At 67.4% G+C, this 22,449-nt stretch carries 26 protein-coding genes; 15 read left to right on the plus strand and 11 right to left on the minus strand.

Features of this window, described 5'->3' with window-relative positions:
- Positions 1-13 precede the first annotated feature (13 nt).
- The 3 genes from AB0I14_RS10160 to AB0I14_RS10170 are packed head-to-tail and all read left to right on the plus strand — an operon-like array spanning position 14 to position 2,192.
- Positions 14-625, plus strand: coding sequence for an acid phosphatase (locus AB0I14_RS10160; RefSeq protein ID WP_358019740.1), 612 nt, complete (start codon positions 14-16; stop codon positions 623-625).
- A complete protein-coding gene (locus AB0I14_RS10165) occupies positions 610-1,707 on the plus strand; it encodes an isochorismate synthase (RefSeq protein ID WP_358019743.1) in 1,098 nt (365 codons plus the stop codon). The genes AB0I14_RS10160 and AB0I14_RS10165 overlap by 16 nt, the downstream gene beginning before the upstream one ends.
- Complete coding sequence (locus AB0I14_RS10170) at positions 1,704-2,192, plus strand: GNAT family N-acetyltransferase (protein WP_358019746.1); 489 nt, start codon at positions 1,704-1,706, stop codon at positions 2,190-2,192. The genes AB0I14_RS10165 and AB0I14_RS10170 overlap by 4 nt, the downstream gene beginning before the upstream one ends.
- Here AB0I14_RS10170 and AB0I14_RS10175 read toward each other — a convergent pair.
- On the minus strand, positions 2,189-2,566 hold the full coding sequence (locus AB0I14_RS10175) for a hypothetical protein (RefSeq protein WP_358019749.1): 378 nt from the start codon (positions 2,564-2,566) through the stop codon (positions 2,189-2,191). The two genes, AB0I14_RS10170 and AB0I14_RS10175, sit on opposite strands and share 4 nt — an antisense overlap.
- Positions 2,563-3,015, minus strand: a complete 453-nt coding sequence (aroQ, locus tag AB0I14_RS10180) for a type II 3-dehydroquinate dehydratase (protein ID WP_358019752.1) — start codon at positions 3,013-3,015, stop codon at positions 2,563-2,565. Before aroQ ends, AB0I14_RS10175 begins: the two co-directional genes overlap by 4 nt.
- 171 nt (positions 3,016-3,186) lie before the next feature.
- On the opposite strand from aroQ, the gene AB0I14_RS10185 reads away from it, so the two are divergent.
- The 3 genes from AB0I14_RS10185 to whiB1 all read left to right on the plus strand — a co-directional run bounded on the left by AB0I14_RS10185 (position 3,187) and on the right by whiB1 (position 5,087).
- A complete protein-coding gene (locus AB0I14_RS10185; RefSeq protein ID WP_358019755.1) occupies positions 3,187-3,576 on the plus strand; it encodes a YchJ family metal-binding protein in 390 nt (129 codons plus the stop codon).
- Positions 3,577-3,611: 35 nt separating this feature from the next.
- A complete protein-coding gene (locus tag AB0I14_RS10190; protein ID WP_358019758.1) occupies positions 3,612-4,574 on the plus strand; it encodes a diacylglycerol kinase family protein in 963 nt (320 codons plus the stop codon).
- 258 nt (positions 4,575-4,832) lie between these two features.
- Positions 4,833-5,087, plus strand: a complete 255-nt coding sequence (whiB1, locus tag AB0I14_RS10195; RefSeq protein ID WP_003882795.1) for a transcriptional regulator WhiB1 — start codon at positions 4,833-4,835, stop codon at positions 5,085-5,087.
- A gap of 181 nt (positions 5,088-5,268) precedes the next feature.
- On the opposite strand, the gene AB0I14_RS10200 is transcribed toward whiB1, so the two are convergent.
- From AB0I14_RS10200 to AB0I14_RS10215, 4 genes are all read right to left on the minus strand, one after another.
- Positions 5,269-6,768, minus strand: a complete 1,500-nt coding sequence (locus AB0I14_RS10200) for a sensor histidine kinase (RefSeq protein ID WP_358019766.1) — start codon at positions 6,766-6,768, stop codon at positions 5,269-5,271.
- Between the two features lie 37 nt (positions 6,769-6,805).
- A complete protein-coding gene (locus AB0I14_RS10205) occupies positions 6,806-7,021 on the minus strand; it encodes a biotin/lipoyl-binding carrier protein (protein ID WP_039317638.1) in 216 nt (71 codons plus the stop codon).
- A 310-nt stretch (positions 7,022-7,331) separates the two neighbouring features.
- Positions 7,332-7,637: a mycothiol system anti-sigma-R factor gene (gene rsrA / locus AB0I14_RS10210; RefSeq protein WP_358019769.1), complete on the minus strand. Its 306-nt coding sequence runs from the start codon at positions 7,635-7,637 to the stop codon at positions 7,332-7,334.
- Positions 7,634-8,281 (minus strand): sigma-70 family RNA polymerase sigma factor, encoded by a 648-nt coding sequence (locus AB0I14_RS10215; RefSeq protein ID WP_358019772.1) that lies wholly within the window; start codon positions 8,279-8,281, stop codon positions 7,634-7,636. The genes rsrA and AB0I14_RS10215 overlap by 4 nt, the downstream gene beginning before the upstream one ends.
- Before the next feature lie 211 nt (positions 8,282-8,492).
- Here AB0I14_RS10215 and ybaK point away from each other — a divergent pair, with 211 nt between their 5' ends.
- The 6 genes from ybaK to AB0I14_RS10245 all read left to right on the plus strand — a co-directional run bounded on the left by ybaK (position 8,493) and on the right by AB0I14_RS10245 (position 15,411).
- Positions 8,493-8,984 carry a Cys-tRNA(Pro) deacylase gene (gene ybaK / locus AB0I14_RS10220; RefSeq protein WP_358019775.1) on the plus strand — a complete coding sequence of 164 codons (492 nt, stop codon included), beginning with the start codon at positions 8,493-8,495 and terminating at the stop codon, positions 8,982-8,984.
- 120 nt (positions 8,985-9,104) lie between these two features.
- Complete coding sequence (locus AB0I14_RS10225; RefSeq protein WP_358019778.1) at positions 9,105-10,220, plus strand: acyl-CoA dehydrogenase family protein; 1,116 nt, start codon at positions 9,105-9,107, stop codon at positions 10,218-10,220.
- A 2-nt stretch (positions 10,221-10,222) separates the two neighbouring features.
- Positions 10,223-11,419, plus strand: a complete 1,197-nt coding sequence (locus AB0I14_RS10230; RefSeq protein WP_358019781.1) for an acyl-CoA dehydrogenase family protein — start codon at positions 10,223-10,225, stop codon at positions 11,417-11,419.
- 3 nt (positions 11,420-11,422) lie between these two features.
- A complete protein-coding gene (locus tag AB0I14_RS10235) occupies positions 11,423-13,846 on the plus strand; it encodes a CoA transferase (protein ID WP_358019784.1) in 2,424 nt (807 codons plus the stop codon).
- 70 nt (positions 13,847-13,916) lie between these two features.
- Positions 13,917-14,837, plus strand: coding sequence for a LysR family transcriptional regulator (locus AB0I14_RS10240; RefSeq protein ID WP_358019787.1), 921 nt, complete (start codon positions 13,917-13,919; stop codon positions 14,835-14,837).
- 19 nt (positions 14,838-14,856) lie between these two features.
- A complete protein-coding gene (locus tag AB0I14_RS10245) occupies positions 14,857-15,411 on the plus strand; it encodes a M15 family metallopeptidase (protein ID WP_358019790.1) in 555 nt (184 codons plus the stop codon).
- A 14-nt stretch (positions 15,412-15,425) separates the two neighbouring features.
- On the opposite strand, the gene AB0I14_RS10250 is transcribed toward AB0I14_RS10245, so the two are convergent.
- The gene (locus AB0I14_RS10250) at positions 15,426-15,575 is read right to left on the minus strand and encodes a metallothionein (protein ID WP_074133229.1); all 150 of its coding nucleotides are present in this window, start codon (positions 15,573-15,575) and stop codon (positions 15,426-15,428) included.
- Positions 15,576-15,679: 104 nt separating this feature from the next.
- On the opposite strand from AB0I14_RS10250, the gene AB0I14_RS10255 reads away from it, so the two are divergent.
- The 3 genes from AB0I14_RS10255 to AB0I14_RS10265 all read left to right on the plus strand — a co-directional run bounded on the left by AB0I14_RS10255 (position 15,680) and on the right by AB0I14_RS10265 (position 18,660).
- A complete protein-coding gene (locus tag AB0I14_RS10255) occupies positions 15,680-16,528 on the plus strand; it encodes an NAD(P)-dependent oxidoreductase (RefSeq protein WP_358019793.1) in 849 nt (282 codons plus the stop codon).
- 100 nt (positions 16,529-16,628) lie between these two features.
- Positions 16,629-17,846, plus strand: coding sequence for a DUF222 domain-containing protein (locus tag AB0I14_RS10260; protein WP_358019796.1), 1,218 nt, complete (start codon positions 16,629-16,631; stop codon positions 17,844-17,846).
- A gap of 10 nt (positions 17,847-17,856) precedes the next feature.
- Positions 17,857-18,660, plus strand: coding sequence for a class I SAM-dependent methyltransferase (locus AB0I14_RS10265; RefSeq protein WP_358019799.1), 804 nt, complete (start codon positions 17,857-17,859; stop codon positions 18,658-18,660).
- Positions 18,661-18,673: 13 nt separating this feature from the next.
- Here the strand turns inward: AB0I14_RS10265 and AB0I14_RS10270 are convergent, their stop codons facing one another.
- The 4 genes from AB0I14_RS10270 to AB0I14_RS10285 are packed head-to-tail and all read right to left on the minus strand — an operon-like array spanning position 18,674 to position 22,439.
- Positions 18,674-19,519: an enoyl-CoA hydratase/isomerase family protein gene (locus AB0I14_RS10270; protein WP_358019802.1), complete on the minus strand. Its 846-nt coding sequence runs from the start codon at positions 19,517-19,519 to the stop codon at positions 18,674-18,676.
- Positions 19,519-20,109, minus strand: coding sequence for a TetR/AcrR family transcriptional regulator (locus AB0I14_RS10275; protein ID WP_358019805.1), 591 nt, complete (start codon positions 20,107-20,109; stop codon positions 19,519-19,521). Before AB0I14_RS10275 ends, AB0I14_RS10270 begins: the two co-directional genes overlap by 1 nt.
- Before the next feature lie 39 nt (positions 20,110-20,148).
- A complete protein-coding gene (locus tag AB0I14_RS10280) occupies positions 20,149-21,645 on the minus strand; it encodes a class I SAM-dependent methyltransferase (protein WP_358021203.1) in 1,497 nt (498 codons plus the stop codon).
- A gap of 5 nt (positions 21,646-21,650) precedes the next feature.
- Positions 21,651-22,439 carry an SOS response-associated peptidase gene (locus tag AB0I14_RS10285; RefSeq protein ID WP_358019808.1) on the minus strand — a complete coding sequence of 263 codons (789 nt, stop codon included), beginning with the start codon at positions 22,437-22,439 and terminating at the stop codon, positions 21,651-21,653.
- Positions 22,440-22,449 lie beyond the last annotated feature (10 nt).

A 22,449-nucleotide genomic window follows, 5' to 3' on the forward strand; every position in this document is an offset into this window, starting at 1 on the left:
CAGAATCGCCGGTGTGAGCGACCGCCTGCACCGCCTGATCCTGCTCCGCCACGGCGAGACCGAGTGGTCGGCCACCGGCAGGCACACCGGCCGCACCGAGCAGGACCTGACCGAAACCGGGCGGGAACAGGCCGTCCTGGCGCGCCCGGCACTTGCCGAACTGCAGTTGACCGACCCGCTGGTGATCAGCAGCCCCCGGCGCCGCGCGCTGGACACCGCCGAACTGGCCGGCCTGCACGTCGACGAGATCAACCCGGTGCTGTCCGAGTGGGATTACGGCGACTACGAGGGACTGACCACGCCTCAGATCCGCCAGACAGTGCCCGATTGGCTGGTGTGGACGCATGGCTGCCCCGGCGGTGAGGGCGTCGAGCAGGTCGGCGCCCGCGCCGACCGCGCGGTCGCATTGGCGCTGGAACATCTGCCCGCCCGGGACGTCGTGTTCGTCGGGCACGGGCATTTCTCCCGCGCGATGTTGACCCGCTGGGCCGAACTGCCGGTGTCCGAAGGCATCCGGCTGTCGATGGTGCCCGCTTCTCTGGCCGTGTGCGGATTCGAGCACGGCGTGCGCCAGATCACCGCGCTCGGGCTCACCGGTCACCCCAACCCGTGTCTGTCGCAGTGAACCCGTCGTTCGTGTTGGCCGGGCCGAACGGGGCGGTCCTGGCCGAGGGCGTACGCGCCGGGTTTTCCGGCATCACCGACGCGCAGGACGCGCTGCGGTCGGGAACGCCAATTGTTCTGGGCGCGTTGCCATTCGACCCGACCGCACCGGCCGCCCTGTATGAACCCGACACGGTCCGGTTCACCGACGCGCTGCCCGAATGGCCCGTGAATGCGTCTCCGGCGGTAGTGGAGCGCGAAACCCTGCCACCGGGATCGGTGCACCGCGAGCGGGTGGCCGAGGCGATCCGGCGGCTGCGGGATCCACTGATCCCGATCGACAAGGTGGTGCTGGCCCGTGCGCTGCGCCTGACCGCCGATTCGCCGTGGGAGGTGCGGACCGTGTTACGCCGACTGGCCGACGCCGACCCAGCTGCCACGGTCTATCTGGCGGACCTGTCACCGGCCGGAGGCGCGAATGCCGGTACGGCTCTGGTGGGCGCGAGCCCCGAGTTGTTGGTGGCACGCGAGGGCGAGACGGTGATCTGCCAGCCGTTCGCCGGGTCAGCCCCACGATCGGCCGATCCTGCCGTCGACGCGGCCAACGCCGCTGCGCTGGCCGCCTCGGCGAAGAACCGCCATGAGCATCAGCTGGTCGTCGACATGATGCGCGAGGCGCTGGATCCGTTGTGCGCCGACCTGCAGATCGCCGAGGAGCCACAGTTGCACGGCACCGACGCGTTGTGGCACCTGAGCACCCCGGTTCTCGGTCGGCTACGCGAAAAGCGCACCACGGCAATCGATCTCGCGCTGGCATTGCACCCAACTCCCGCGGTCGGCGGAGTGCCCACCGACCGCGCCGCCACCCTGATCGGCGAATTGGAGGGTGACCGCGGGTTCTACGCGGGCGCCGTCGGCTGGTGCGACAGCAGCGGCGACGGACGCTGGGTGGTGTCGATTCGCTGTGCGGTGTTGTCCGCGGATCGATACACGGCACTGGCCAGTGCCGGCGGCGGTATTGTCGCCGAATCCGATCCCGATGACGAAGTCGACGAGACCACCACGAAATTCAGAACCATCCTGACTGGACTAGGGGCGACATGAGCGAGTTGATCCGCCGGGCGCGGCCCGGCGACGAGGTCGAGATCACCGCGATGATCCGCGAGTTGGCCGAGTTCGAACGGGCCGCCGACGAGTGCACCGTCACCGAAAAGCAGATGCACACAGCTCTTTTCGGCGAGCGACCGGTGGCCTACGCACACATGCTGGAGGTCGACGGGCAGGTTGCCGCGACCGCGGTGTGGTTCCTGAACTTCTCCACCTGGGACGGCGTCGCCGGACTCTACCTGGAGGACCTCTACGTGCGTCCGGCCTTCCGGCGCCGCGGGCTGGCCCGAAAGCTGTTGTCCACCTTGGCCGCCGAATGCGTCGAACAGGGCTACACCCGGATGACCTGGGCGGTGCTGAACTGGAACGTCAACGCCATCGCGCTGTACGACGCCGTGGGCGGCAAGCCCCAGACCGAGTGGACCACCTACCGGGTATCGGGCCCCGAGCTTTCGGCGCTGGCCGCCGAGCGACTCGGCTAGCTGCGTCCGGTGATCCAGTCCACCGAGGACGGGCTGAACAGCAGCCCCAGCGTCACCAGGGCGAGCAGCCCGACCAGCACGCCGTACACCACGTGGTGCGAAGTGATCACGTACCAGGCCACCGGCAGCAACAGCAGGTTGGTCAGCACCGCGATCCCCCGGCCCCAACGCCGTGCCGTGATCAGCGCCCAGCCGCCGGCGAGCACCCCACCACCGATCAACACGAACCAGATCGCCGTGCCGTAACCGCTGACGATGTGCTGGTCCGCACCGCCCACCGCCCGCACCAGGAGCACGACCGCCATGATCAGCGCGGCAATCCCTTCGGCGGCGGTCAGAAAACCTGCATACCGGATTGAGGGGGGCTGGATCACGACAGCCGCTCCGCCAGATAGCGGACCGCGTATTCGTATCCGACCGGACCCGCGCCGGCGATCACCACCTGCGCGACAGCCGACACATAGGAATGGTGCCGGAACGCCTCCCGGGTGTGGATATTGCTCAGGTGAACCTCGACCACGGGCAGTTCGGCGGCGCTGAGCGCATCGCGGATCGCCACCGAGGTGTGGCTGTAGGCCGCGGGATTGATGATGATGCCGACGCAGTCCTGTCGGGCCGCCTGGATGGCGTCGACCAGCGCACCCTCATGGTTGCTCTGCACGGCGCGGACCTCGAAGCCGAACCCGGCGGCCAGCTCGGCCACCCGCTGCTCGATCTGAGCCAGCGTGGTGGACCCGTAGATCTCAGGCTGCCGGGTGCCCAGCATGTTGAGATTCGGTCCGTTGACGAGCAGTAAACAGGGCTTGCCCGGGCGTTCGGTCACCTCCGTACGGTACCGGCGCAGGGGTCCCGGCAGGCAAGACGCACCGGGGCGTCGGCCGTGCCGATTGCGCCGGTTCACGACGTCGAGATCGACATCAGGGCTGTGATTCGACAAAAACCACAGCCCTGATGTCGATCTCGGCGCAAGAGACCTACCGGGATACTTGACCGCGTGTCGAGCGACAACCCATGCCCGTGCGGCACCGGCCGCACCTACGACGACTGCTGCGGGCCGCTGCACACCGGCACCCGCCGGGCCCCCACGGCCGTCGCACTGATGCGGTCGCGGTTCAGCGCGTTCGCCATCGGCGACGTCGGCTACCTGCTGAACTCCTGGCATCCCGACACCCGCCCCGCCGACCTGACCCTCGACGAGACCCTCATCTGGCGGCGATTGCAGATCGTCGACACGGAGTCGGGAGGCGAGGACGACACCGCGGGCGTGGTCGAGTTCCGCGCCCAGTACGAGCACGACGGAAGCCGCCACATCCTTCACGAACGCAGCCGGTTCGAGCGGGTCGGCGGCCGGTGGCGCTACCTGAATGGACAGATTTACGAATAACGGCTGTACACCTTGCGCAGTTAGGCTCATGCCCCGTGCGTGCCGTGCTGATCGTCAATCCGAACGCGACCTCGACCACCCCGGCCGGGCGTGACCTGCTCGCCCACGCGCTGGAGAGCCGGGTGACGCTGACCGTCGAACACACCAATCACCGAGGTCACGCCATCGAGATCGCCCGTGACGCCGCCCGTGACGGTGTGGACGTGCTGATCGTGCACGGCGGCGACGGCACGGTCAACGAGGTCGTCAACGGCGTGCTCGGCGACTGTGGAACTCGGCCCGATGCCGCCCTGGCGCCCGCAGTGGCCGTCGTGCCGGGAGGTTCGGCCAACGTCTTCGCTCGGGCCCTGGGCATCAGCCCCGATCCCATCGAGGCCACCAACCAACTCGTCGACCTGCTCGGCGGCTATCGGATGGGACGCGCGTGGCGCCGCATCGGTCTGATGGACTGCGGTGAGCGCTGGGGTGTGTTCACCGCCGGGATGGGCGTGGATGGTGACGTCGTGGCGGCCGTGGAGGCCCAGCGTGCGAAGGGCCGCAAGGTCACCGCATCGCGCTACATCCGGGTGGCGGTACGCGAGTTCCTGACCAGCGTGCGCAGGGAGCCGGCCCTCACGCTGCATCTGCCGGGCGCCGACCCGGTCGAAGGAGTGCACTTCGCGTTCGTGTCGAACTCCAGTCCGTGGACGTATGCGAACAGCCGCCCGGTGTGGACGAACCCCGAAACCACGTTCGACACCGGTTTGGGAGTGTTCGCCACCACGAGCATGAACATCTGGGCGAATCTGCGACTGGTCCGCCAGATGGTGGCCCGCAACCCGCGCCTCGAAGCCAAGCATCTGATCCGTGACGACAACGTCGCATCGGTCACCGTGACGAGCAACACGCCTGCTGCCTGCCAGATTGACGGAGATTACATCGGCACGCGCGAAAGTATGACCTTCACGTCGGTTCCCGAGGCACTGAGCGTCGTCGCGCCGACGAAGAAAATTGATTGACCTGCGCAAACACACCGCCTAGGGTGGAATTAGGGCGCAGCTAGATCCAGAGTGTAGTACACAGGAGTGAGGGTTCCGGTCACCGCCCCACCCAGTGACTTTGCCCACGTGTTAACTCAATGCTATTGACATCTGTTCAGCCTGTGAAAGCATCAATGCAACAGTGCAGAAACATTCGTGTGCACGCGTTAACAGCCGAAGAAAATCTGGTGCGCTTTGCCGCGCACACATGACATGTCTAACGAGGAGTTTGATCTTATGGATTGGCGCCACAAGGCCGTCTGTCGCGACGAAGATCCGGAGCTGTTCTTCCCCGTGGGAAACAGTGGCCCGGCGCTTGCTCAGATCGCCGACGCGAAGCTGGTCTGCAACCGCTGCCCGGTAACCACTGAGTGCCTCACCTGGGCCTTGGACTCCGGCCAGGACGCCGGCGTGTGGGGCGGGATGAGCGAGGACGAGCGTCGTGCGCTCAAGCGTCGCAACGCCCGCACCAAGGCCCGCACCGGAGTCTGACCTTCGGTCCAGATCCCGACGCAAGCTATGGCCCCGACGAATGTCGGGGCCATAGCTTATTTTTTCGACAATTGCATGTGGCAAATTGCGTAATTGTCATCACATCTTCTATTGACGCAACTGCGTAATTACTTCAGTGGTACTGACGTCCCACTGTGAACGTCCTGTGCCCCGCCCGGGCTCACTGAACGCCGCGACTCCGCCTACCGATCGGGACCCGCAGCACCACATCGGTTCCGCCCGACGCGACATCGTGCATGCCCAGCGACCCGTCCAGTTCCGCGGTAACCAGCGTGCGGACGATCTGCAGGCCCAACCGGTCGGACTTCTCCAGGCTGAACCCGTCGGGCACCCCACGCCCGTCGTCGTGCACCACGACATCGAGCCAGCGGGCCGACCGCTCGGCCCGGATCGTCACGCAACCCTGGGGCGTGTCGGCGTCGAAGGCGTGCTCGATGGCGTTCTGCACCAATTCGGTGATCACCATGATCAACGCAGTGGCCCGGTCGGCGTCGAGCACGCCGAGGGCACCATCCCGGTTGATCCGGATCGGGGTGTCCACCGAGGCAACATCGTTCATGATCGGCAGGATCCGGTCGATCACCTCGTCGAGGTTGACCTCCTCGTCGACCGACATCGACAACGCATCGTGCACCAGAGCGATCGAAGACACCCGCCGCACCGATTCGATCAGCGCCTCGCGGGCCTCCAGGTTGTTGGTCCGACGCGCCTGCAACCGCAGCAGGGCCGCCACGGTCTGCAGATTGTTCTTCACCCGGTGGTGGATCTCCCGGATGGTCGCGTCCTTGCTCAGCAGCGCACGGTCGCGCCGTTTGACCTCGGTGACGTCGCGGATCAGCACGGCGGCACCGACCGCGGCGCCATGTACGACCAGCGGCAGCGTTCGCAGCAGCACGGCCGCACCGCCGGCGTCGACCTCCATGCGCATGCTGGAGCCGCCGGCCAGCGAGTCGCGGACGTGGTTGGCCAGCTCCTGGGCCTCGAACGGGTCGGAGATCAACGGCCGGGTGACGGTGACCAGATTGTGCCCGTCGAGTTCGGAGGCCAGGCCCATGCGGTGATAGGCCGAGATGGCGTTGGGACTGGCGAACACCACGTCGCCGACCTCGTCGAGGCGGATGAACCCGTCGCCCACCCGCGGGCTGGAACGCGACATGGCCAGATCCCCGACGTTCGGGAAGGTGCCCTCGGACAGCATGTGCAGCAGATCGCTCGCACAGTCCAGGTAGGCGCCCTCCAGCGGGCTGGCCATCCGACGGGCAGCCAGAGCGGTTTGGTGGGTCAACACCGCAACTACGTGATCGCGGTGACGCACCGGCACCGCTTCCACGTTCAGACCGGGAAGGTCGGGCGAATGTCGTTGCGTACCACCGTTTCCCCTACCGATCGCACCCGACTCGAAGGCTGTGGTGACGATGCGGAGGTCTGCGGCCGCGGCCAAGGTGCCGACCGAGTCGGCCAACAAGACGGTGGGGGCGGTGTTGGGCCGCACCTGCGCGACGCACACCAACACGCCGTCGTCGCGGCGCACCCACATCAGATAGTCGGCGAACGACAGATCTGCCAGCAACTGCCACTCCCCGACCACCGCATGCAGATGGTCCACCGCGCTGCCGGGCAACATGGTGTGCTCGGCGAGCAGATCACCGAGGGTGGACATCAGCCAACGTCCACCGGGAGCAGGGAAATGAACCGAATCAGTCGATCACCGCGATGAGATGGCCGGCCTGGATCACGTCGCCCTCGGCGACGTTGACCTTGGTGACGGTGCCCGCGACCTCGGCGAGGACCGGGATCTCCATCTTCATGGACTCGAGCAGCACCAGGGTGTCCCCCGCACCGATCTGATCGCCCTCGTGAACCACGACCTCGAGCACACTGGCCACGATTTCGGCGCGAACGTCCTCGGCCATCTTCACCCCACTTCACTCCGGCGCTAACCCGACTACTTCTGCGGCCTATATCGAACCACAACCCCGGGTGGACGGTGCCGCCCCCGGGGCATGAGACACTAGGGAGCAAGCCCTTACACCATCTGGAGGATCATCATGGCCAAGCGTGGCCGCAAGAAGCGGGACCGCAAGCACTCGAAGGCGAACCACGGCAAGCGCCCCAACGCCGGTTCGAAGTCAGTGCGCTAGCCGCTTCGGCAGACTGTGACCGCCCGACTCCCTTCGGAGATCGGGCGGTTTGTCGTCGGGCCACCCAGGGCTACGTGCCCTGTCAGCCCCTGATGATCGTGGTCCGGCTGATCTGGATCCGCAGCCGTTCCCGCAGCCCCTCGGGGGCCTTTTCACCGCTGCACTTGGCCGCGATGAGCTTCTTGACGCGGTCCTCGACCCCGTAATGACGCAGGCAGGCCGGGCATTCTTCGAGGTGGTGCTTGAGCTTGTCGCGGCTTTCGGCCGTGCACTCACCGTCGAGCAGCGTCCATACCTCGGCGATCACCGCGGCGCACTCCGGGTGCTCAGGGTCGACGGGACCGACCGGCGGGGTCCAGCGCTCGTCCTCATCGCGCTTGTCACTCATGACGAGACCTCCTCCGGCTCACCAAGCTGCTGACCTCGGATGAAGCCGCGATCCCTGGCCACATCCGCCAGCAGGTCACGTAGCTGCTTGCGGCCGCGGTGCAGACGGGACATCACGGTCCCGATGGGAGTATCCATGATCTCGGCGATCTCCTTGTAGGGGAAGCCCTCGACGTCGGCGTAGTACACCGCCATCCGGAATTCCTCGGGCAACGCCTGCAGTGCTGCCTTGATCTCGGTGTCGGGCAGCGCCTCCAGTGCCTCGACCTCTGCCGATCGCAGACCGGTCGAAGAATGCTGGGCATTGGCCGCCAGCTGCCAGTCGGTGATCTCGTCGGTCGGGTACTCAGCGGGTTGGCGCTGCTTCTTGCGGTAGCTGTTGATGTAGGTGTTGGTCAGAATGCGGTACAGCCACGCCTTGAGATTCGTACCCTCGCGGAATGACCGGAAACCGGCATAGGCCTTGACCATGGTTTCCTGCAGCAGGTCCTCGGCGTCAGCGGGGTTGCGGGTCATCCGCAACGCGCCACCGTAGAGCTGGTCCAGCAGCGGAATGGCATCACGTTCGAACCGGGCGGTCAGCTCGGCATCAGTTTCGGCAGGAGGCTGCGGCGCGTCAGGCTCGGCCTGCTCGACGTCAGTCATCGTGGGAAACACCTTCCCTTCTGTCGCGGCGCCACCAACAGGTACGGAATACCACCGGGTATCCGCCGGCCGTTCCAGGCATACGGTTGGCACCAGAATCCTCCTTAGATCCTAGAGCGTGCTACCGACAAGTAGCGCTGAGCAGGTGTCGAGAGCAATAACAGCACGCAGGGGCCCCTGTGTTCCCGGCGTGCCCCGCTACCCTGTGCCGATGGCCCGCGCAGCAACCCCCGCGATCGCCGCCCTGATCTCCGCGGGTATCGACCATCAGGTCGTCCAGTACCACCACGACCCTCGCAACGATTCGTTCGGCGCCGAAGCGGTCGCAGAACTGGCCGCGGACGGCTTCGCCGCCGAGCAGGTGTTCAAGACACTGGTCATCGCACTGCCCAAGGGCCTGGCGGTAGCGGTACTGCCGGTGCCGACCAAGCTGTCGCTCAAGGCCGCGGCCGCGGCGCTGGGGGTGCCCAAAGCCGAGATGGCCGACCCTGCCGCGGCGCAGCGCTCCAGCGGATATGTGGTAGGCGGGATATCGCCACTCGGGCAACGCAAGCCGCTACCCACAGTCGTCGACGCCTCGGCGTTGACGTTCGAGAAGGTGCTGTGCAGCGCGGGAAAACGGGGTTGGGACGTCGCACTCGCCCCGGCCGACCTGATCCGGGCAACCGGCGCGGTGACCGCCGAGATCGCCGTCACCGCCTGAGCCGTCCTGCCACCTTCGACATCGGCATGTCGCAATCGGAAACGTGCCGGTGTCCGAATCCGTGATTTACATCACGACCGATGCCGGATTGCATGGACCCGACGAGGAAGGCGGGTCTCCATGACGATCAGCGTGGCCGAGCGAGCGGAACTGGCCGCCGCGGTCTCCGAGTTGCTGCACGACGAGTGCACCGAGCAGGACGTGCGCCGGGCGATGGACAGCGACGACGGATTCGACCGCGAGTTGTGGCGCAAGCTCGCCGCCCAGGGAGTCACCGGTCTGCTGGTCGACAGCGAGTACGGCGGCGTCGGCCTGGGCGCCCTCGAGCTCGAGGCCGTCGCCGAGGCGACCGGGGCCGCGCTGCTCCCGGCACCCTTCCTGTCCAGCGCGGTGTTGGCGTCGGCATTGATCGAGGCAGCAGGCACCGACGCCGACAAGCAACGTCTACTGCCGGGCCTGGTCGCAGGTACCTCGGTGGGGACGGTCGCGGTGACCGGTGCCCGCGGCACCTGGGCTCCGCAGGGCGTCGCGGTACGCGCCGCATCGGCGGGTACCTCCGACGACACCGACTACACATTGACCGGCAACGCGCACTACGTCATCCACGGTCAGGTTGCCGACGTGATCCTGGTCGTGGCCCGCATCAACGGCGACTTCGGGGTCTTCCAGGTCGCACCTGAAGCGGCCGGCTTCGAACGCACGGCCGCAACGGTTTTCGATCCGACCGTCCCGCTGTCGACCTACACGTTCGACGCCACCCCCGCCCGCCGTCTCGGCACCGCGGGATGGGACGCGGCGCAGCAGGCGCTCGACCTCGCGGTGATCGCGCTGGCCGGTGAACAGGTGGGCGGGGCACGGCGAATCTTCGACATCACCGTGAACTACCTCAAGACCCGGATCCAGTTCGGCAGACCCATCGGCAGCTTCCAGGCGCTCAAACACATGGCCGCCGACCTGCTGGTGCAGGTGGAATCGGCCACCTCGGCCGCCCAGCACGCTGCGGCCGAACATGACGCGGCTAGCGAAATGGCCAGTGGTGCAATCGGTCTGGCAGGATTCGCCTGCGCCGAGGCCTACCACACGACCGCCATGTCGGCGATCCAGATGCACGGCGGCATCGCTTTCACCTGGGAGCACCCGGCCCACCTGTTCCTGCGCCGGGCCCGCACCGGCCTGCAACTGCTCGGCGGCTCGGAGCTGCACCGCGAGCGCTACCTCTCGTCGAAAGGCGCCTGAAGATGACCGCCAACGACCTGCCCAACGCCGATCAACTGCGCACCGAGGTGCGCGACTGGCTCGCCCAGAACTGGGCTGGGTTACCGAAATCCACCAATCCGTGGGTCAGCTCCCCCGAGCGGGTGGCGTGGCTGCAGAAAGTTCTCGACGCGGGCTACGCGGTGCCGACATACCCCACCGAATGGTTCGGGCGGGCGTACCCGAATGCACTGGCCGCACTCATCGAACAGGAATTCCGGGCAGTAAAGGCCCCCGGTGCGCGCCAGGACAAATACAGCATCCCGGCCAACACCGCGCTCAAGTTCGGCACCGACCAGCTCAAGAACGACCTGGTGCGTGAATTCCTGACCGAACGTGCCCGCACCTGCCTGCTCTACAGCGAACCCGGGGCCGGATCCGACCTGGCCGCCGTGCGCACCACCGCGGTCCGCGACGGCGACGAGTGGGTGATCAACGGCCAGAAAGTGTGGACGTCGGGCGCCACCACCGCCGAGTACGCGCTGCTGATCGCCCGCACCGACTGGGACGTGCCCAAGCACAAGGGCTTGAGCTTCTTCATGATTCCGATGCGCCAGCCCGGCATCGAGGTCCGTCCGCTGGTGCAGATCACCGGCGAATCGCACTTCAACGAGGTGTTCATCACCGACGCTCGGGTGTCCGACGCCTATCTGCTCGGCGGCGAAGGCAATGGGTGGCGGGTACTGCAGACCGCACTGGCCTACGAACGGTCGATCATGGGCGACGGCGGGCGCGGCTCACGCAACCGCACCCGCGCCGACGACCTCATCGGCCTGGCCCGCGATCACGGCCGCCTGGAGGATCCCGCGGTGCGCAAGGAGCTGGCCGACGTGCTGGCGTTGCGCGAACTCAACTCACTCAACAATGCGCGAGCCAAAGCCGCTGCGGCACAAGGTAGTTCCAGCTCGATCATGTCTCTGGGCAAGCTGGCGATGTCGAACATCCTGCACGCCGAGGCCCGCCTCAAGACCGAGATCATCGGCGCCGAAGCACTTTTGGCCGGCCCCGAGAACCCCGAGGCCGACGACATCAACTTCCTGACTCTCAACGCGTTCTTCACCTCGATCGGCGGCGGCACCGACCAGATCCAGCGCAACATCATCGGCGAGCGCGTACTCGGCCTGGCCAAAGAACCCGAGGTCGATCGCGACATCCCGTTCCGCCAGGCCCGCCGGAGCTGAATGATGGCCAACCCGGACAACTACGACCCGCCGCTGGCCGGCGTTCGCGTCCTCGACCTGTCCCGCGGCCCGATGACGGCGGTCGGTCGCCTGCTGGCCGATCTCGGCGCCGCGGTCAGCCAGGTGCACCTGCCCGGTGTCACCGAGGAACCCGACGATCGCCTCGCCGCGGGTGCCGGAGTCGCCCCCGACCCGGTGAGCATCGCGATCAACCGACACGGCCTGAGCACCGTCGTCATCGATCCCTCGATCCCCGACGACCGCCGCCGCTGGGTTCACCTGCTGGCCGGGGCCGACATCCTGATCGAGGACACCCTCCCCGGCTCGGCTGCCGAGAAAGCCTTGTCGGCGCGAACCATTCACGCCGAACACCCTGGACTGGTGATCCTGTCCATCAGCGATTTCGGCCGTGACACCACCTACCGCGGCTGGCACGCCACCACGCCAGTGCTGCATGCCCTGACCAGCGAGCTGTCCCGCTCCGGCATCCCGGGGCGCGAGCCCCTGATACCGCCGGCAGCACAGCTGCCCTATCGCGTGGCGGCGGCTCAGGCCGCGGTGATGACCACGAGCGTGTACCTCGACCGATTGCGCACCGGCGAAGGCGATCTCATCGACTTCTCGATCCTCGACGGGGCCATGCAGACGCTCGATCCTCCGTTCGGTACGGCAGGGACGGCCTCCGCCGGGGTCGCATTGAGCGCGCAGCAACGCGATTGGAACGCCGAACGGCTGCGGTACCCGATCATCGCCTGCAAGGACGGGCATGTGCGGATCTGCCTGCTGGCAAAACGCCAGTGGCACGGCATGTTCGAGTGGATGGGCCGACCCGTTGAGTTCGCCGATCCGTCGTTCGACCGGTTGCGGGTGCGGTTCAGCTCGCCGGAGCTGATGGCCGCGATCGGGCGGTTCTGCGCCGGGCAGACCCGAGCCGAGTTGGAGGTCGCCGGCCAACGGCACGGAGTGCCGACGGCAGCAGTGCTGACTCTCGCCGAAACGCTGAGCGCCGAACAGGTCAAGAGCCGTGGGTACTTCCACGAGGTCGACCTGGCCCCCGGAATATCGGCACCGGTGCCGGCGGGTGTCGTCGAGATCGACGGGCACCGGGCGAACACGGCGAACCGGTCCGAACCCACGGAGGCAAGCCACCCGCCGCGACGCATTGATGTCGCACCGGTGCTCGCCGGCCGCCAACGCCGCAACGAGGGCCTTCCACTGGAGGGTGTGCGCGTGCTGGACCTCGGCGTGATCGTCGTCGGGTCCGACACGGGACGACTGTTCGGTGACCTCGGCGCCGACGTCATCAAGATCGAGAATTCGGCGTTCCCGGACGGTCTGCGCGGCAGCCTGACCTCGATGTCGCAGACCTACGCCGCCGGCCACCGCAACAAGCGCTCGATCGGCATCGATCTGCGGACACCGCGGGGCCGGGCTTTGGCACACCAGCTGGTCGCGACGTCCGATGTCGTGCTGACCAACTTCAAACCGGGCGTGGCCGAGACGCTGGGCATGGACTACCGAACGTTGCGCGAGCTGAACCCGGGCATCGTGGTCGTGGACAGTTCGGCATTCGGGCCCACCGGGCCGTGGGCGAAGCGAATGGGCTACGGCCCACTGGTGCGTGCCGCCGCCGGGTTCACCGACCTGTGGGTGTACCCGGACGAACCGGAGTCGTTCTGCGACACGGTCACCGTCTACCCCGACCACGTGGCCGCCCGGATCGGTGCGCTCGGTGCGCTGGCCCTGCTGCTGCGCCGCGAACGCACCGGCACCGGCGGGTCGGTCAGCATCGCGCAGTCGGAGGTGATGCTCAGTCACCTGGCCGGCGAGATCGCCGCCGAAGTCCTGGTGCGTCGCGGGCACGAACCCTCGGTTCAACCCGTCCACGATGCGCCCTGGGGCCTGTTCCCCGCCGCCGGCGACGACCGATGGGTGGCGGTCACCGTCCGCGACGATGCCGATTGGCTCGCGCTGTGCGGGGTGATCGACCGTCCGGATCTGGCTGCCGATGCAAAACTCGGGACCCGCAGCGGACGTGACGCCCACCGCGGCCGCGTCGACGAGGCCGTGCGTGCCTGGACGTCACAGCGCCCGGCGACCGAGGCGATGGATCTGCTGCAGGCGGCCGGTGTTCCGGCCGGTGCCGCGCTGCGCGCCGCCGAGGTCGCCGACTGGGCGTACTACGTGCAGCGGCGCGCATTCCGCGAGGAGCTGCACCCCCACGCCGATGAACCGTTCACGATGGAGAACGTGCAGATCCATTCGGATCGCATCGCTGATCCACCGCTGCGGCAGGCGCCGCTGCTCGGCGAGCAGACCCGCGACATCGCCGCCGAACTGTTGGGCCTGGACGGCGCCGACGTCGATGAACTGATCGCCGCCGGCGTGCTCGAAATTCCGCAGAGCGTGCAACCGGCAGGACGCTGATCGCGCGTCTCGTACGATTCGTGGGTCACACCCCCTCGAATACCGCCCTCGTAACGCCGGAAAAGACCGCATGGACTTCACCAGACTCAGGTACTTCGTGGCGGTTGCCGAGGAACTGCACTTCAAGCGGGCCGCCGACCGGCTGCTGATCACGCCGCCGCCGTTGAGCAAGCAGATCAAACTCCTCGAGAAGGAACTCGGCGGGCAACTCTTCGAGCGCAACTACCACGAGGTCCGGCTGACGCCGCTGGGCGCCAAGCTGCTCGGCCCGGCGCGCGAAATCCTGCGCCAGGTAGAGGAATTGAGGGCCACCGCGACCCGGCTCACCGAGGGGGCCGCCACGGTCCGGGTCGGTGCCACCGCCTATGCCCCATCGGATTTCGTCGCGCGGGTCCAGCGCGCGGTCGCCGACCTGCCGGTGTCGACCGAGTTCAGCGTTCCCGGGTCGGCTGCCGAGGTGACGGCCAAGCTGGTGTCCGGCCATCTCGACCTCGGGCTGATCCACCTGCCCACCGCCGACAAGCGGCTGGAGTTCCGGGTGGTGGCCACCTTCCAGGGTGCCGTCGCGGTGCGTTTCGACGATCCGCTGGCCACCAAGGACCTGGTGTCGATCGAGGAACTGCGCGATCGTGACGTGGTCATCGACTTCGCCCGACCCAATCCGGTCATGCTGGCCGGCCTGACCCGTGCGCTCAACGCGCGCGGGGTGACCCGCATCGTGCGCACCACCAACCAGTTCGGCGGCGAACTGGAGATGGCCGCCCAGGTGTTCAATCGCCACCTCGTCGCGGTGGTGCCCTACGCGCCCGAGTCACTGATCGGCAAGATCTTCTCGCCGCCCGAATTCACGCTGGTTCCCATCGACCAGAGCACCTGGGCACCGGCGCGAATCGCCTTGGCCTGGGTGCCCGACCGTCTGAAAGACCCGGCCGAGATCGAAGCGCTGGTGGCTGAGCTGGCGGCCACCCTGGCCCGGGAGCGGGCGCAGTAATGTGATCACAGTGATTCCGATGATGGTGGGTGCGACTGTGGCCTCGGGTGTCGCCGCACTGGCGGCCCTGCTCGGCACACCCGCGCCCGTACCGACCGCACCGCAGATCCGGCTGGTCGATGACACCGTCCCGATGACTCAAGGCGACGGCTCGCTACCCGACGGGCAGGTCCTGACCCCGTTCGACGTGCAGAACCCGGCGATCGGCCGGTTGGACCCGCGCCTGCTGGCCGCCGTTCAGAACGCCGCCAATGCCGCGGCCGCAGACGGCGTGACCATGACGATCAATTCGGGGTGGCGGTCGGCCGATTTCCAGCAGTCGTTGCTCAACCAGGCCGTGCAGACGTACGGCAGCCTCGCGGCCGCCCGCCAGTACGTGCAGACGCCAACTGCGTCCCGGCATGTGACCGGTGAGGCCGTCGATGTCGGCGGCCCGCAGGCCGATCACTGGCTGATCGCCAACGGCGCACGCTTCGGACTGTGCCAGATCTACGCCAACGAGCTGTGGCATTTCGAGCTCGTCGCCGACCCGGCCGGCAACTGTCCGCCGCTGCAACCCAACGCAGCGGGCTGACCCTTTTCGGTGACCTATTCGGTGACCGGCACCATGTCGGCACCGCAGGTGCATTTGTAGCTGCTTTCGGGACCTTCGCAATGGCATTCGGACTCGACGCGGATCCGGCACCCACAGCCCTCGTGAGCACAGGTCAGGACGGTCCCTGCCGGGACGACGCTCATCGCACACCTCCATATGTCGCCGCCGATGACTCCGATCCCATCGTCCCCTCCCACGGCGCTGAACCGGCGAGATCAATACAAATGGGTCGGCCTATCGTGTCTCTATGACTCTGTCCGGGAAGACCATGTTCATCTCCGGCGCCAGCCGCGGCATCGGCCTGGCGATCGCCAAGAAAGCCGCCGCCGACGGCGCCAACATCGCGCTGGTCGCCAAGACCGCCGAACCGCATCCCAAGCTCGAGGGCACCGTCTACACGGCAGCCAAGGAGATCGAGGAGGCCGGCGGGCAGGCCCTGCCGATCGTCGGAGACGTGCGTGACGGTGATTCGGTGGCCTCAGCAGTAGATCAAGCGGTCGCACAATTCGGCGGCATCGACATCTGCGTCAACAACGCCTCGGCGATCAACCTCGGCTCGATCGAGGAAGTACCACTCAAGCGCTTCGACCTGATGAACGGCATCCAGATCCGCGGCACCTACGCGGTGTCGCAAGCCTGCATCCCGCACATGAAGGGCCGGGAGAACCCGCACATCCTCACCCTGTCCCCGCCGATCCGGCTGGAGTCCGAGTGGCTCAAGCCGACCGCGTACATGATGGCCAAGTTCGGGATGACGTTGTGCGCGTTGGGTATTGCCGAGGAGATGCGCGAGGCGGGCATCGCCTCCAACACGCTGTGGCCACGCACGCTGGTGGCGACCGCCGCGGTGCAGAACCTGCTCGGCGGTGACGAGGCGATGGGCCGCGCACGCAAGCCCGACGTATACGCCGACGCGGCCTACACGATCTTCAACATGCCTGCCCGGGAGTACACCGGCCAGAGTCTGCTGTGCGAGGACGTGCTGCTCGCCAACGGCGTTGCCGACCTGTCGGTGTACGACTGCGTGCCCGGCTCGGACCTCGGCGTGGACCTGTGGGTGGATACCCCCAACCCCCCGGGATACGTCCAGCCGTGATCCCCGCCGCTCGCCAGGCGTTTGCCCGCCTGGCGAGCGACAATTCAGCGACAATCGAAAAACATGGCCAACCTGCCGATATACGAGTAATATCGAACATGTGTTCGAATTGCTTGATCGGTCGGCGCTCAGCGAATACACCGACGCCGCACTGATCGACGCCCGCGAGCACCGCACCCGCGCCGAAGCGATCGAAGCCGCTGGCCGCCTGGCAACCATCGCCGAGATAGTTGCCCGCCACTGCGACGACGAAGACGACATCTCCGCATTCCGGGTGATCGACGGCTGGGAAACCGCCACCGCCGCGATCAGCGCCGCCTGCAACCTGACCCGCCGCGCCGCCTCCGCCCAAATGCGCATCGCCCAAGCCTTGCGTGAACGACTCCCCAAAGTCGCCGCCGTCTTCGCCCGCGGAGACATCTCAACCGCCGTCGTCTCCACCATCACCTGGCGCACCCAACTCGTCACCGACGACGACGCCATACAACTGATCGACACCGCCCTGGCCGGCGCCGCCACCATCTACGGCGCGCTGACCGCCACCAAAGCCGAACAAGCCATCGATGTCTGGGTGGAGAAATTCGACCCCGCCGCCGTGCGCAGAACCCGCACCGCCGCCCGCGAGCGCGACATCCACTTCGGTGACCCCGACGATCCCAACGGCACCGTCTCCATCTGGGGGCGACTCTTGGCCACCGACGCCGCGCTGATCAAAAACCTGCTCAACACCATGGCCCGAGGAGTGTGCGACAACGATCCCCGCACCACCGGACAACGCCGCTCCGACGCACTAGGCGTCATCGGCGCCGGAGCCGACCACCTCACCTGCCAATGCAACACCCCCGACTGCGCAGCCAGCGGCATCGACCCCCGCTCCCGTGCCGTGGTGATCCACCTGCTCGCTCAGATACTGCCCCAGTCAGCCACCAGTGACGCGGGTGACGAGAGCCAGTGCGGCCCAGACACAAGCGATCCCGCAGAGGCGCACGCCAATACCTACGGCACGGACGAGACACCCGCCGAACAGGCACCCGCAGCCCCGCCGCAACCACCCCGGGACCCACGTATCCACGGTGAACCCGCCCTCAACGACTACCCCGCCGACCGCGTGCCCGCCGTAACCGGGCCTCCTGCAGTCATTCTCGGCGGCGGGGTCGTGCCGGCACCCCTGCTGGCCGAACTGATCGCCACCGGCGCCATCGTCACACACCTCACCAACGCCGACGACCTCACCCCGCTTCACCCAGGTACGCATGGGGTCATGGCACGGGCGCACCGCATCTCCGTGCCATGCATGTATGCCGCCCACCCCATCTAGGCTCGTCTGCATGCCTGACCCACAACTCCCTGACCCGCGGCCTACCAACTGGGCCGCCGGCCGCTACCAGGCCGTCGCCGAACGCATCGCCGTCATCGCCGGTGAGGTCGTCGCCGCGGCCGACGCGCTGCGGCCGATCCGTGACACCGCGCTGGTCGATCTGGCCTGTGGCACCGGAAGCGCCGCGCTGGCGGCCGCCGGTGCCGGCGCCCGGGTCACCGGTGTGGACCTCACCGCCGAACTGATCGCCCTCGCCGCCGCGAGGCCCGGAGCCGACGCGGTGCAGTGGGTGGTCTCCGACGCCGCCCGCACCGGCCTGCCCGACGGCGGGTTCGACACCGTGGTGTCGAACATGGGCATCATCTTCGTCGAGCCCACGAGCCTGGTCGCCGAGGTGACCCGGCTGCTGGTCCCCGGCGGAGTGTTCGCGTTCTCCACCTGGGTCCGCGACGAGGCAGGCAGCCCGTTCTTCAACCCCATCGTCGACACCCTGGGCCAGCCGCCTGCCGGGGCCTACTCTCCGGACCAGTGGGGCGATCTCGATGTCGTGCAGTCGCGCCTGCGCGCCGGATTCGACCAGATCAGCGCCAAATCCGGTTCGCACACTTGGCAATTCGACTCGGTCGAGTCCGCGGTGCGGTTCATCTCGGACGAGTCACCGATGCATGTCCACCTGTTGAGTCAGCTGGACCAGGCGACGCGGGACCGCCTGCTCGACGCCTTCACCGCCGCCCTGAGCGCGCAAGCCGACAGCGCCGGGCAGGTCGCCTTCGAGGCGCCCTACGCGGTGGTGACCGCCCTCCGAAAGCCGTGACCCACAGGGACGTCTAGCTCGGACGCGTCCCACCGGACAGCATCGTCTCGACGCTGTCGGCGAATGCCGCGGTGGTGAAACAGGTCGGTTCGGCGAACTCTTCCAGCGTGAGTGCATCGTTCCAATCGGCGTCGGCCGCGGCACGCAACAGGGTTTTGGTCATCGCGACCGCGTGCGGCGGCAGCGCCGCAACGCGCGAGCACCACATATCTGCGGTTGCGAGCAGTTGCTCGTGGGCGACGACCTCATGCACCAGGCCCAGCCGCTGCGCGGCTTCGGCGTCGATGTGCTCGCCTTTCAGGTAGTAGGCCAGCGCGCCCTGATAGCCGAGTTTCCTGGTGAGCGCCCAGCTGGTGCCGACCTCAGGGATCAATCCGAGGCGGGCGAAGGCAGGCACGATGACGGCCTTCTCGCTGGCGATGGTCAGATCACACGTGAGCGCCCAGGCCAGCCCGACACCGGCGGCCGGACCGTTGAGGGCGGCCACGAAGACGGTGTCCGAACCCGCGATGAGTCGGGCGATACCACCGAATTCACGTCGTATCCAGCGCCATACGTCCGCGGTTCCCTCGGCCTGGTACCGATTCTCGACGGCCGCACGCATCATGCGCAGGTCGCCGCCCGCGCTGAAGCCCGGATCGGCGCCCGTCAACACCACGGCACGAATGTCGTTGTCGGCCACCAGATCCTCCAGTGCCCGGCGCAGCTGCCGGACCAGCGGTGCGGACAGGACGTTCAGCCGGTCGGGTTCGTCGAGGGTCACCACCGCGCGGTCGCCGCTGCGTTCGACCAGAATCCGTTGCGGCGCAGCCGGATCGTCACCATCGGCCACCATGCCGCGATACAAGGGCTTGTCCATCAGAAATTCTCCTCAATCGGTCTGGCATGCAATGCATTCCATGCCGCATCGGCAAATGTCTCGACGACCTCGCTGTCCATCTCGGCGACGTCGCCGGCCACCCAGTAGCGGGCGTACTCCTGTGCGGGACCGAGCCACAGCGCGGCCGTGATACCCGGCCGAATGGCCACCAGCGCCCCGTAGGTGTGGTGCGGACGCCACCAGTCCCGGATGGCCGCGAAGAAGTTCCCGTTCGCTTCGCGTAGCTCGGCGCTGTCGAGGCGGTCGCCGAGCAGAAGCACGGCCTCACCGCGGTGAGCCGCGACCCAGTTCAGATGATTGCGGACACCACCACGGATCCCGTCCTGCGCGGTGGCCTGTTCACGCAGCATCACCAGGAAACCCGCCTGGTATTCGGCCATGACCTGCGCGTAGACCGCCGCCGCCAAAGCAGGTTTGTCGGGGAAGTGATGGTAGAGCGAGCCGACGCTCACCTCGGCCTCACGCCGCACCTCATCGAGCGTCGGGGCGATCGCCCCCTCGGCCGCGAATCGACGACGCGCAACCGATAGCAGCCGGTCTCGCGCACCCTTGGCCCTGGGCGGTGGCACGAGGATTACTCTAGCAAAACCGAGGAATTCTCTACAGCGCTATTCCGCCTGATAGAGGATTCCGCGCCCGATCGCCTCACGTACCTCGGGCAGCGCGGCCTGCGCCAGGGCGTCGGCATCCACCCCGTGATGAGTGGCCAACAGCTGGATCAAGGTGCCCAGCGGCACCTCCCCGCGGCAGCCCGCCAGCAGCGCTCGCAGTACCTCGTCGACCCCGATGACCGCGGCCGGGCCACCCGGGCGGCGCACCGCGGCCCCGACCTCCTGCCAGCCCTCCGGCCCGGGCAGCGACTGTGCCTCCAGAAAGACCGGCGCCGTGGAGAGCCGAGCCGCCAGCAGCGTGTCGTCGGAGGTGTCGCGCAAGTAGGCCCGCCGGGCGAAGAACGCGTCCACCTCCGCTCCGGTGACCGCCTCATCGGCGCCGGTGATCTCCTCGACGATCTGCTCTGGCGGTTCCCCGTCACGCGGGACCCGCAGCGAGATCAGGCCCATCCCGACGCCGGCGATGTCCTGCTCGGTGAACCAGTCGAGCCATTGCCCGCCGCGCTGTGCCTGCCGTTCGAGGTCCTCCCCGGCATCGGCCAGCCACAGCGACACATAGCTGACCGGGTCGGCCAGTTCGCGCTGCACCACCCAGGCGTGCAGGCCGGTGCCGGTCAACCAGCCGCGCACCCGGTCGCGCCAATCCGCGCCGTCACGCACGATCCAGTTCGCCATGATGTGCGCGGTGCCGCCCGGCAGCAGATGATCACCCACCTGCTCGATAAGACTCTGGCACAACGCATCTCCGGCCAGACCGGAGTCCCGGTAGATATAGTCGCGGGCGCCCGAGCCGACCACGAACGGCGGATTGGAGACGATCAGATCGAAACGCTCGCCCGCCACCGGTTCGAACAGACTGCCGTGGCGCAGGTCCCACGACATGCCGTTGAGCCGGGCGGTCATCGCGGCCAGTGCCAGCGCCCGCTCGTTGGTGTCGGTGGCGACGATCTCGTCGCAGTGTGCGTCCAGATGCAGCGCCTGGATACCGCATCCGGTGCCGAGGTCGAGGGCGCGGCCGACGGGGTCACGCGTGACCGCGCGCGCCAATGACACCGACGCACCGCCGATCCCGAGCACATGATCGTGGCGCAACGGCCCGCGGCGCACGGCAGCATCCTGATCGGAGACAACGTAGAACTCCCGGGTTCCGTCGCTGTGCGGGCGGATGTCGAGGGCGGCCCGAACCTTGTTTCCGCCCGAGTCCAGTACTCCGCCCGCGATCAGGGTCTGCAGGCCGGCCGACGGGAACGCCGCCTCGACCAGATCGGGTGTCTCCTCGGTACCGAGCAGCAGCAGACGCACCAGTACGGCCAGCCGCTGCCGCCCAGCCGGAGCAGCCTGGGTGACCCGCAGGACCGGCCACCACACGCCACGGCCCAGCGCGGCATTGGCGTCGGCGCCCAGAAGCTCGGCCACCCCGTCGGTGGTGAATCCGGCCGATCGCAGGTCGGCACCGATCGCATCGAGAAGGCCAGAGTCGACACCTCCGTCAATCCGGCTCAAAACAACCCCATCTCTTCGGGCTCGGCGGGCTCGATGAGCTCGGGGCCGTTGTTGCGGACACTGTTGACCAGTCGAGACACCTCACGAACGGCGATCCGGTCCAGGTCCCCGTGACCGCGCAGCAGCCCCTCGTCGATGGGGGCGTCGGGATCCATCCAGCGGTCCCAGTCCGGCGCGCTGATGGTCAGCGGCATCCGGTCGTGGATCTCGGCGAGCGGACCGGCGGCGTCGGTGGTGATGATCGTGCAGCTGAGCAGCGGCGGCTGGTCCTTCGGTGCGCCCTGCGGACGCCAGGTGGTCCACAGGCCCGCCATGAACAGCAGCTCACCGTCGGCGCCGTACATGTAGAACGGGGTCTTCTTGGAAGATCCGGCTTTCTTTCCTTCACTACCCGCGTTCGGCTTCCATTCATACCAACCGTCCATCGGGATCAGACAGCGCTTGTTCTTGGCGGAGTTGCGGAATGCCGGTGAGGTGATGACCTTGTCGGCACGTGCATTGATCAGCAGCGGCCCCTTGGTATCGGGTCCGCCGCCCTCAGCGGTCTTGACCCACGGCGGGATCAGCCCCCAGCGCATGGACCGGACCCGGCGGGTCGATTCATCTTCGGGTTCGGTGTGCCGTTTGACGACGCTGGAGATGGTCGTCGTGGGGGCCACGTTGTAATTGGTGCCCGCCACATCCTTGTCGGCCTTGTCGCCCGTGCTCGCCACGGTCTCATCGAGGGCCTGGATTTTCTGCGCCAGCAATGCAGGATCGGTGGTCACCGCGAAACGTCCACACATAGTGCCCATG

It is taken from the genome of Mycobacterium sp. NPDC050441 (assembly GCF_040655355.1).
Lineage (GTDB): Bacteria > Actinomycetota > Actinomycetes > Mycobacteriales > Mycobacteriaceae > Mycobacterium.

Excerpts from the sequence above, each read along its gene's own strand:
- AB0I14_RS10225 (WP_358019778.1), top strand. The coding sequence starts at position 9,105 with ATGACGATCAGCGTGGCCGAGCGAGCGGAACTGGCCGCCGCGGTCTCC.
- AB0I14_RS10285 (WP_358019808.1), bottom strand. The coding sequence starts at position 22,439 with ATGTGTGGACGTTTCGCGGTGACCACCGATCCTGCATTGCTGGCGCAG.
- AB0I14_RS10245 (WP_358019790.1), top strand. The coding sequence starts at position 14,857 with ATGATGGTGGGTGCGACTGTGGCCTCGGGTGTCGCCGCACTGGCGGCC.
- AB0I14_RS10215 (WP_358019772.1), bottom strand. The coding sequence starts at position 8,281 with ATGACTGACGTCGAGCAGGCCGAGCCTGACGCGCCGCAGCCTCCTGCC.
- AB0I14_RS10200 (WP_358019766.1), bottom strand. The coding sequence starts at position 6,768 with ATGTCCACCCTCGGTGATCTGCTCGCCGAGCACACCATGTTGCCCGGC.
- whiB1 (WP_003882795.1), top strand. The coding sequence starts at position 4,833 with ATGGATTGGCGCCACAAGGCCGTCTGTCGCGACGAAGATCCGGAGCTG.
- ybaK (WP_358019775.1), top strand. The coding sequence starts at position 8,493 with ATGGCCCGCGCAGCAACCCCCGCGATCGCCGCCCTGATCTCCGCGGGT.
- AB0I14_RS10265 (WP_358019799.1), top strand. The coding sequence starts at position 17,857 with ATGCCTGACCCACAACTCCCTGACCCGCGGCCTACCAACTGGGCCGCC.
- AB0I14_RS10235 (WP_358019784.1), top strand. The coding sequence starts at position 11,423 with ATGGCCAACCCGGACAACTACGACCCGCCGCTGGCCGGCGTTCGCGTC.
- AB0I14_RS10255 (WP_358019793.1), top strand. The coding sequence starts at position 15,680 with ATGACTCTGTCCGGGAAGACCATGTTCATCTCCGGCGCCAGCCGCGGC.
- AB0I14_RS10170 (WP_358019746.1), top strand. The coding sequence starts at position 1,704 with ATGAGCGAGTTGATCCGCCGGGCGCGGCCCGGCGACGAGGTCGAGATC.
- AB0I14_RS10270 (WP_358019802.1), bottom strand. The coding sequence starts at position 19,519 with ATGGACAAGCCCTTGTATCGCGGCATGGTGGCCGATGGTGACGATCCG.
- AB0I14_RS10230 (WP_358019781.1), top strand. The coding sequence starts at position 10,223 with ATGACCGCCAACGACCTGCCCAACGCCGATCAACTGCGCACCGAGGTG.
- AB0I14_RS10205 (WP_039317638.1), bottom strand. The coding sequence starts at position 7,021 with ATGGCCGAGGACGTTCGCGCCGAAATCGTGGCCAGTGTGCTCGAGGTC.
- AB0I14_RS10250 (WP_074133229.1), bottom strand. The coding sequence starts at position 15,575 with ATGAGCGTCGTCCCGGCAGGGACCGTCCTGACCTGTGCTCACGAGGGC.
- rsrA (WP_358019769.1), bottom strand. The coding sequence starts at position 7,637 with ATGAGTGACAAGCGCGATGAGGACGAGCGCTGGACCCCGCCGGTCGGT.
- AB0I14_RS10240 (WP_358019787.1), top strand. The coding sequence starts at position 13,917 with ATGGACTTCACCAGACTCAGGTACTTCGTGGCGGTTGCCGAGGAACTG.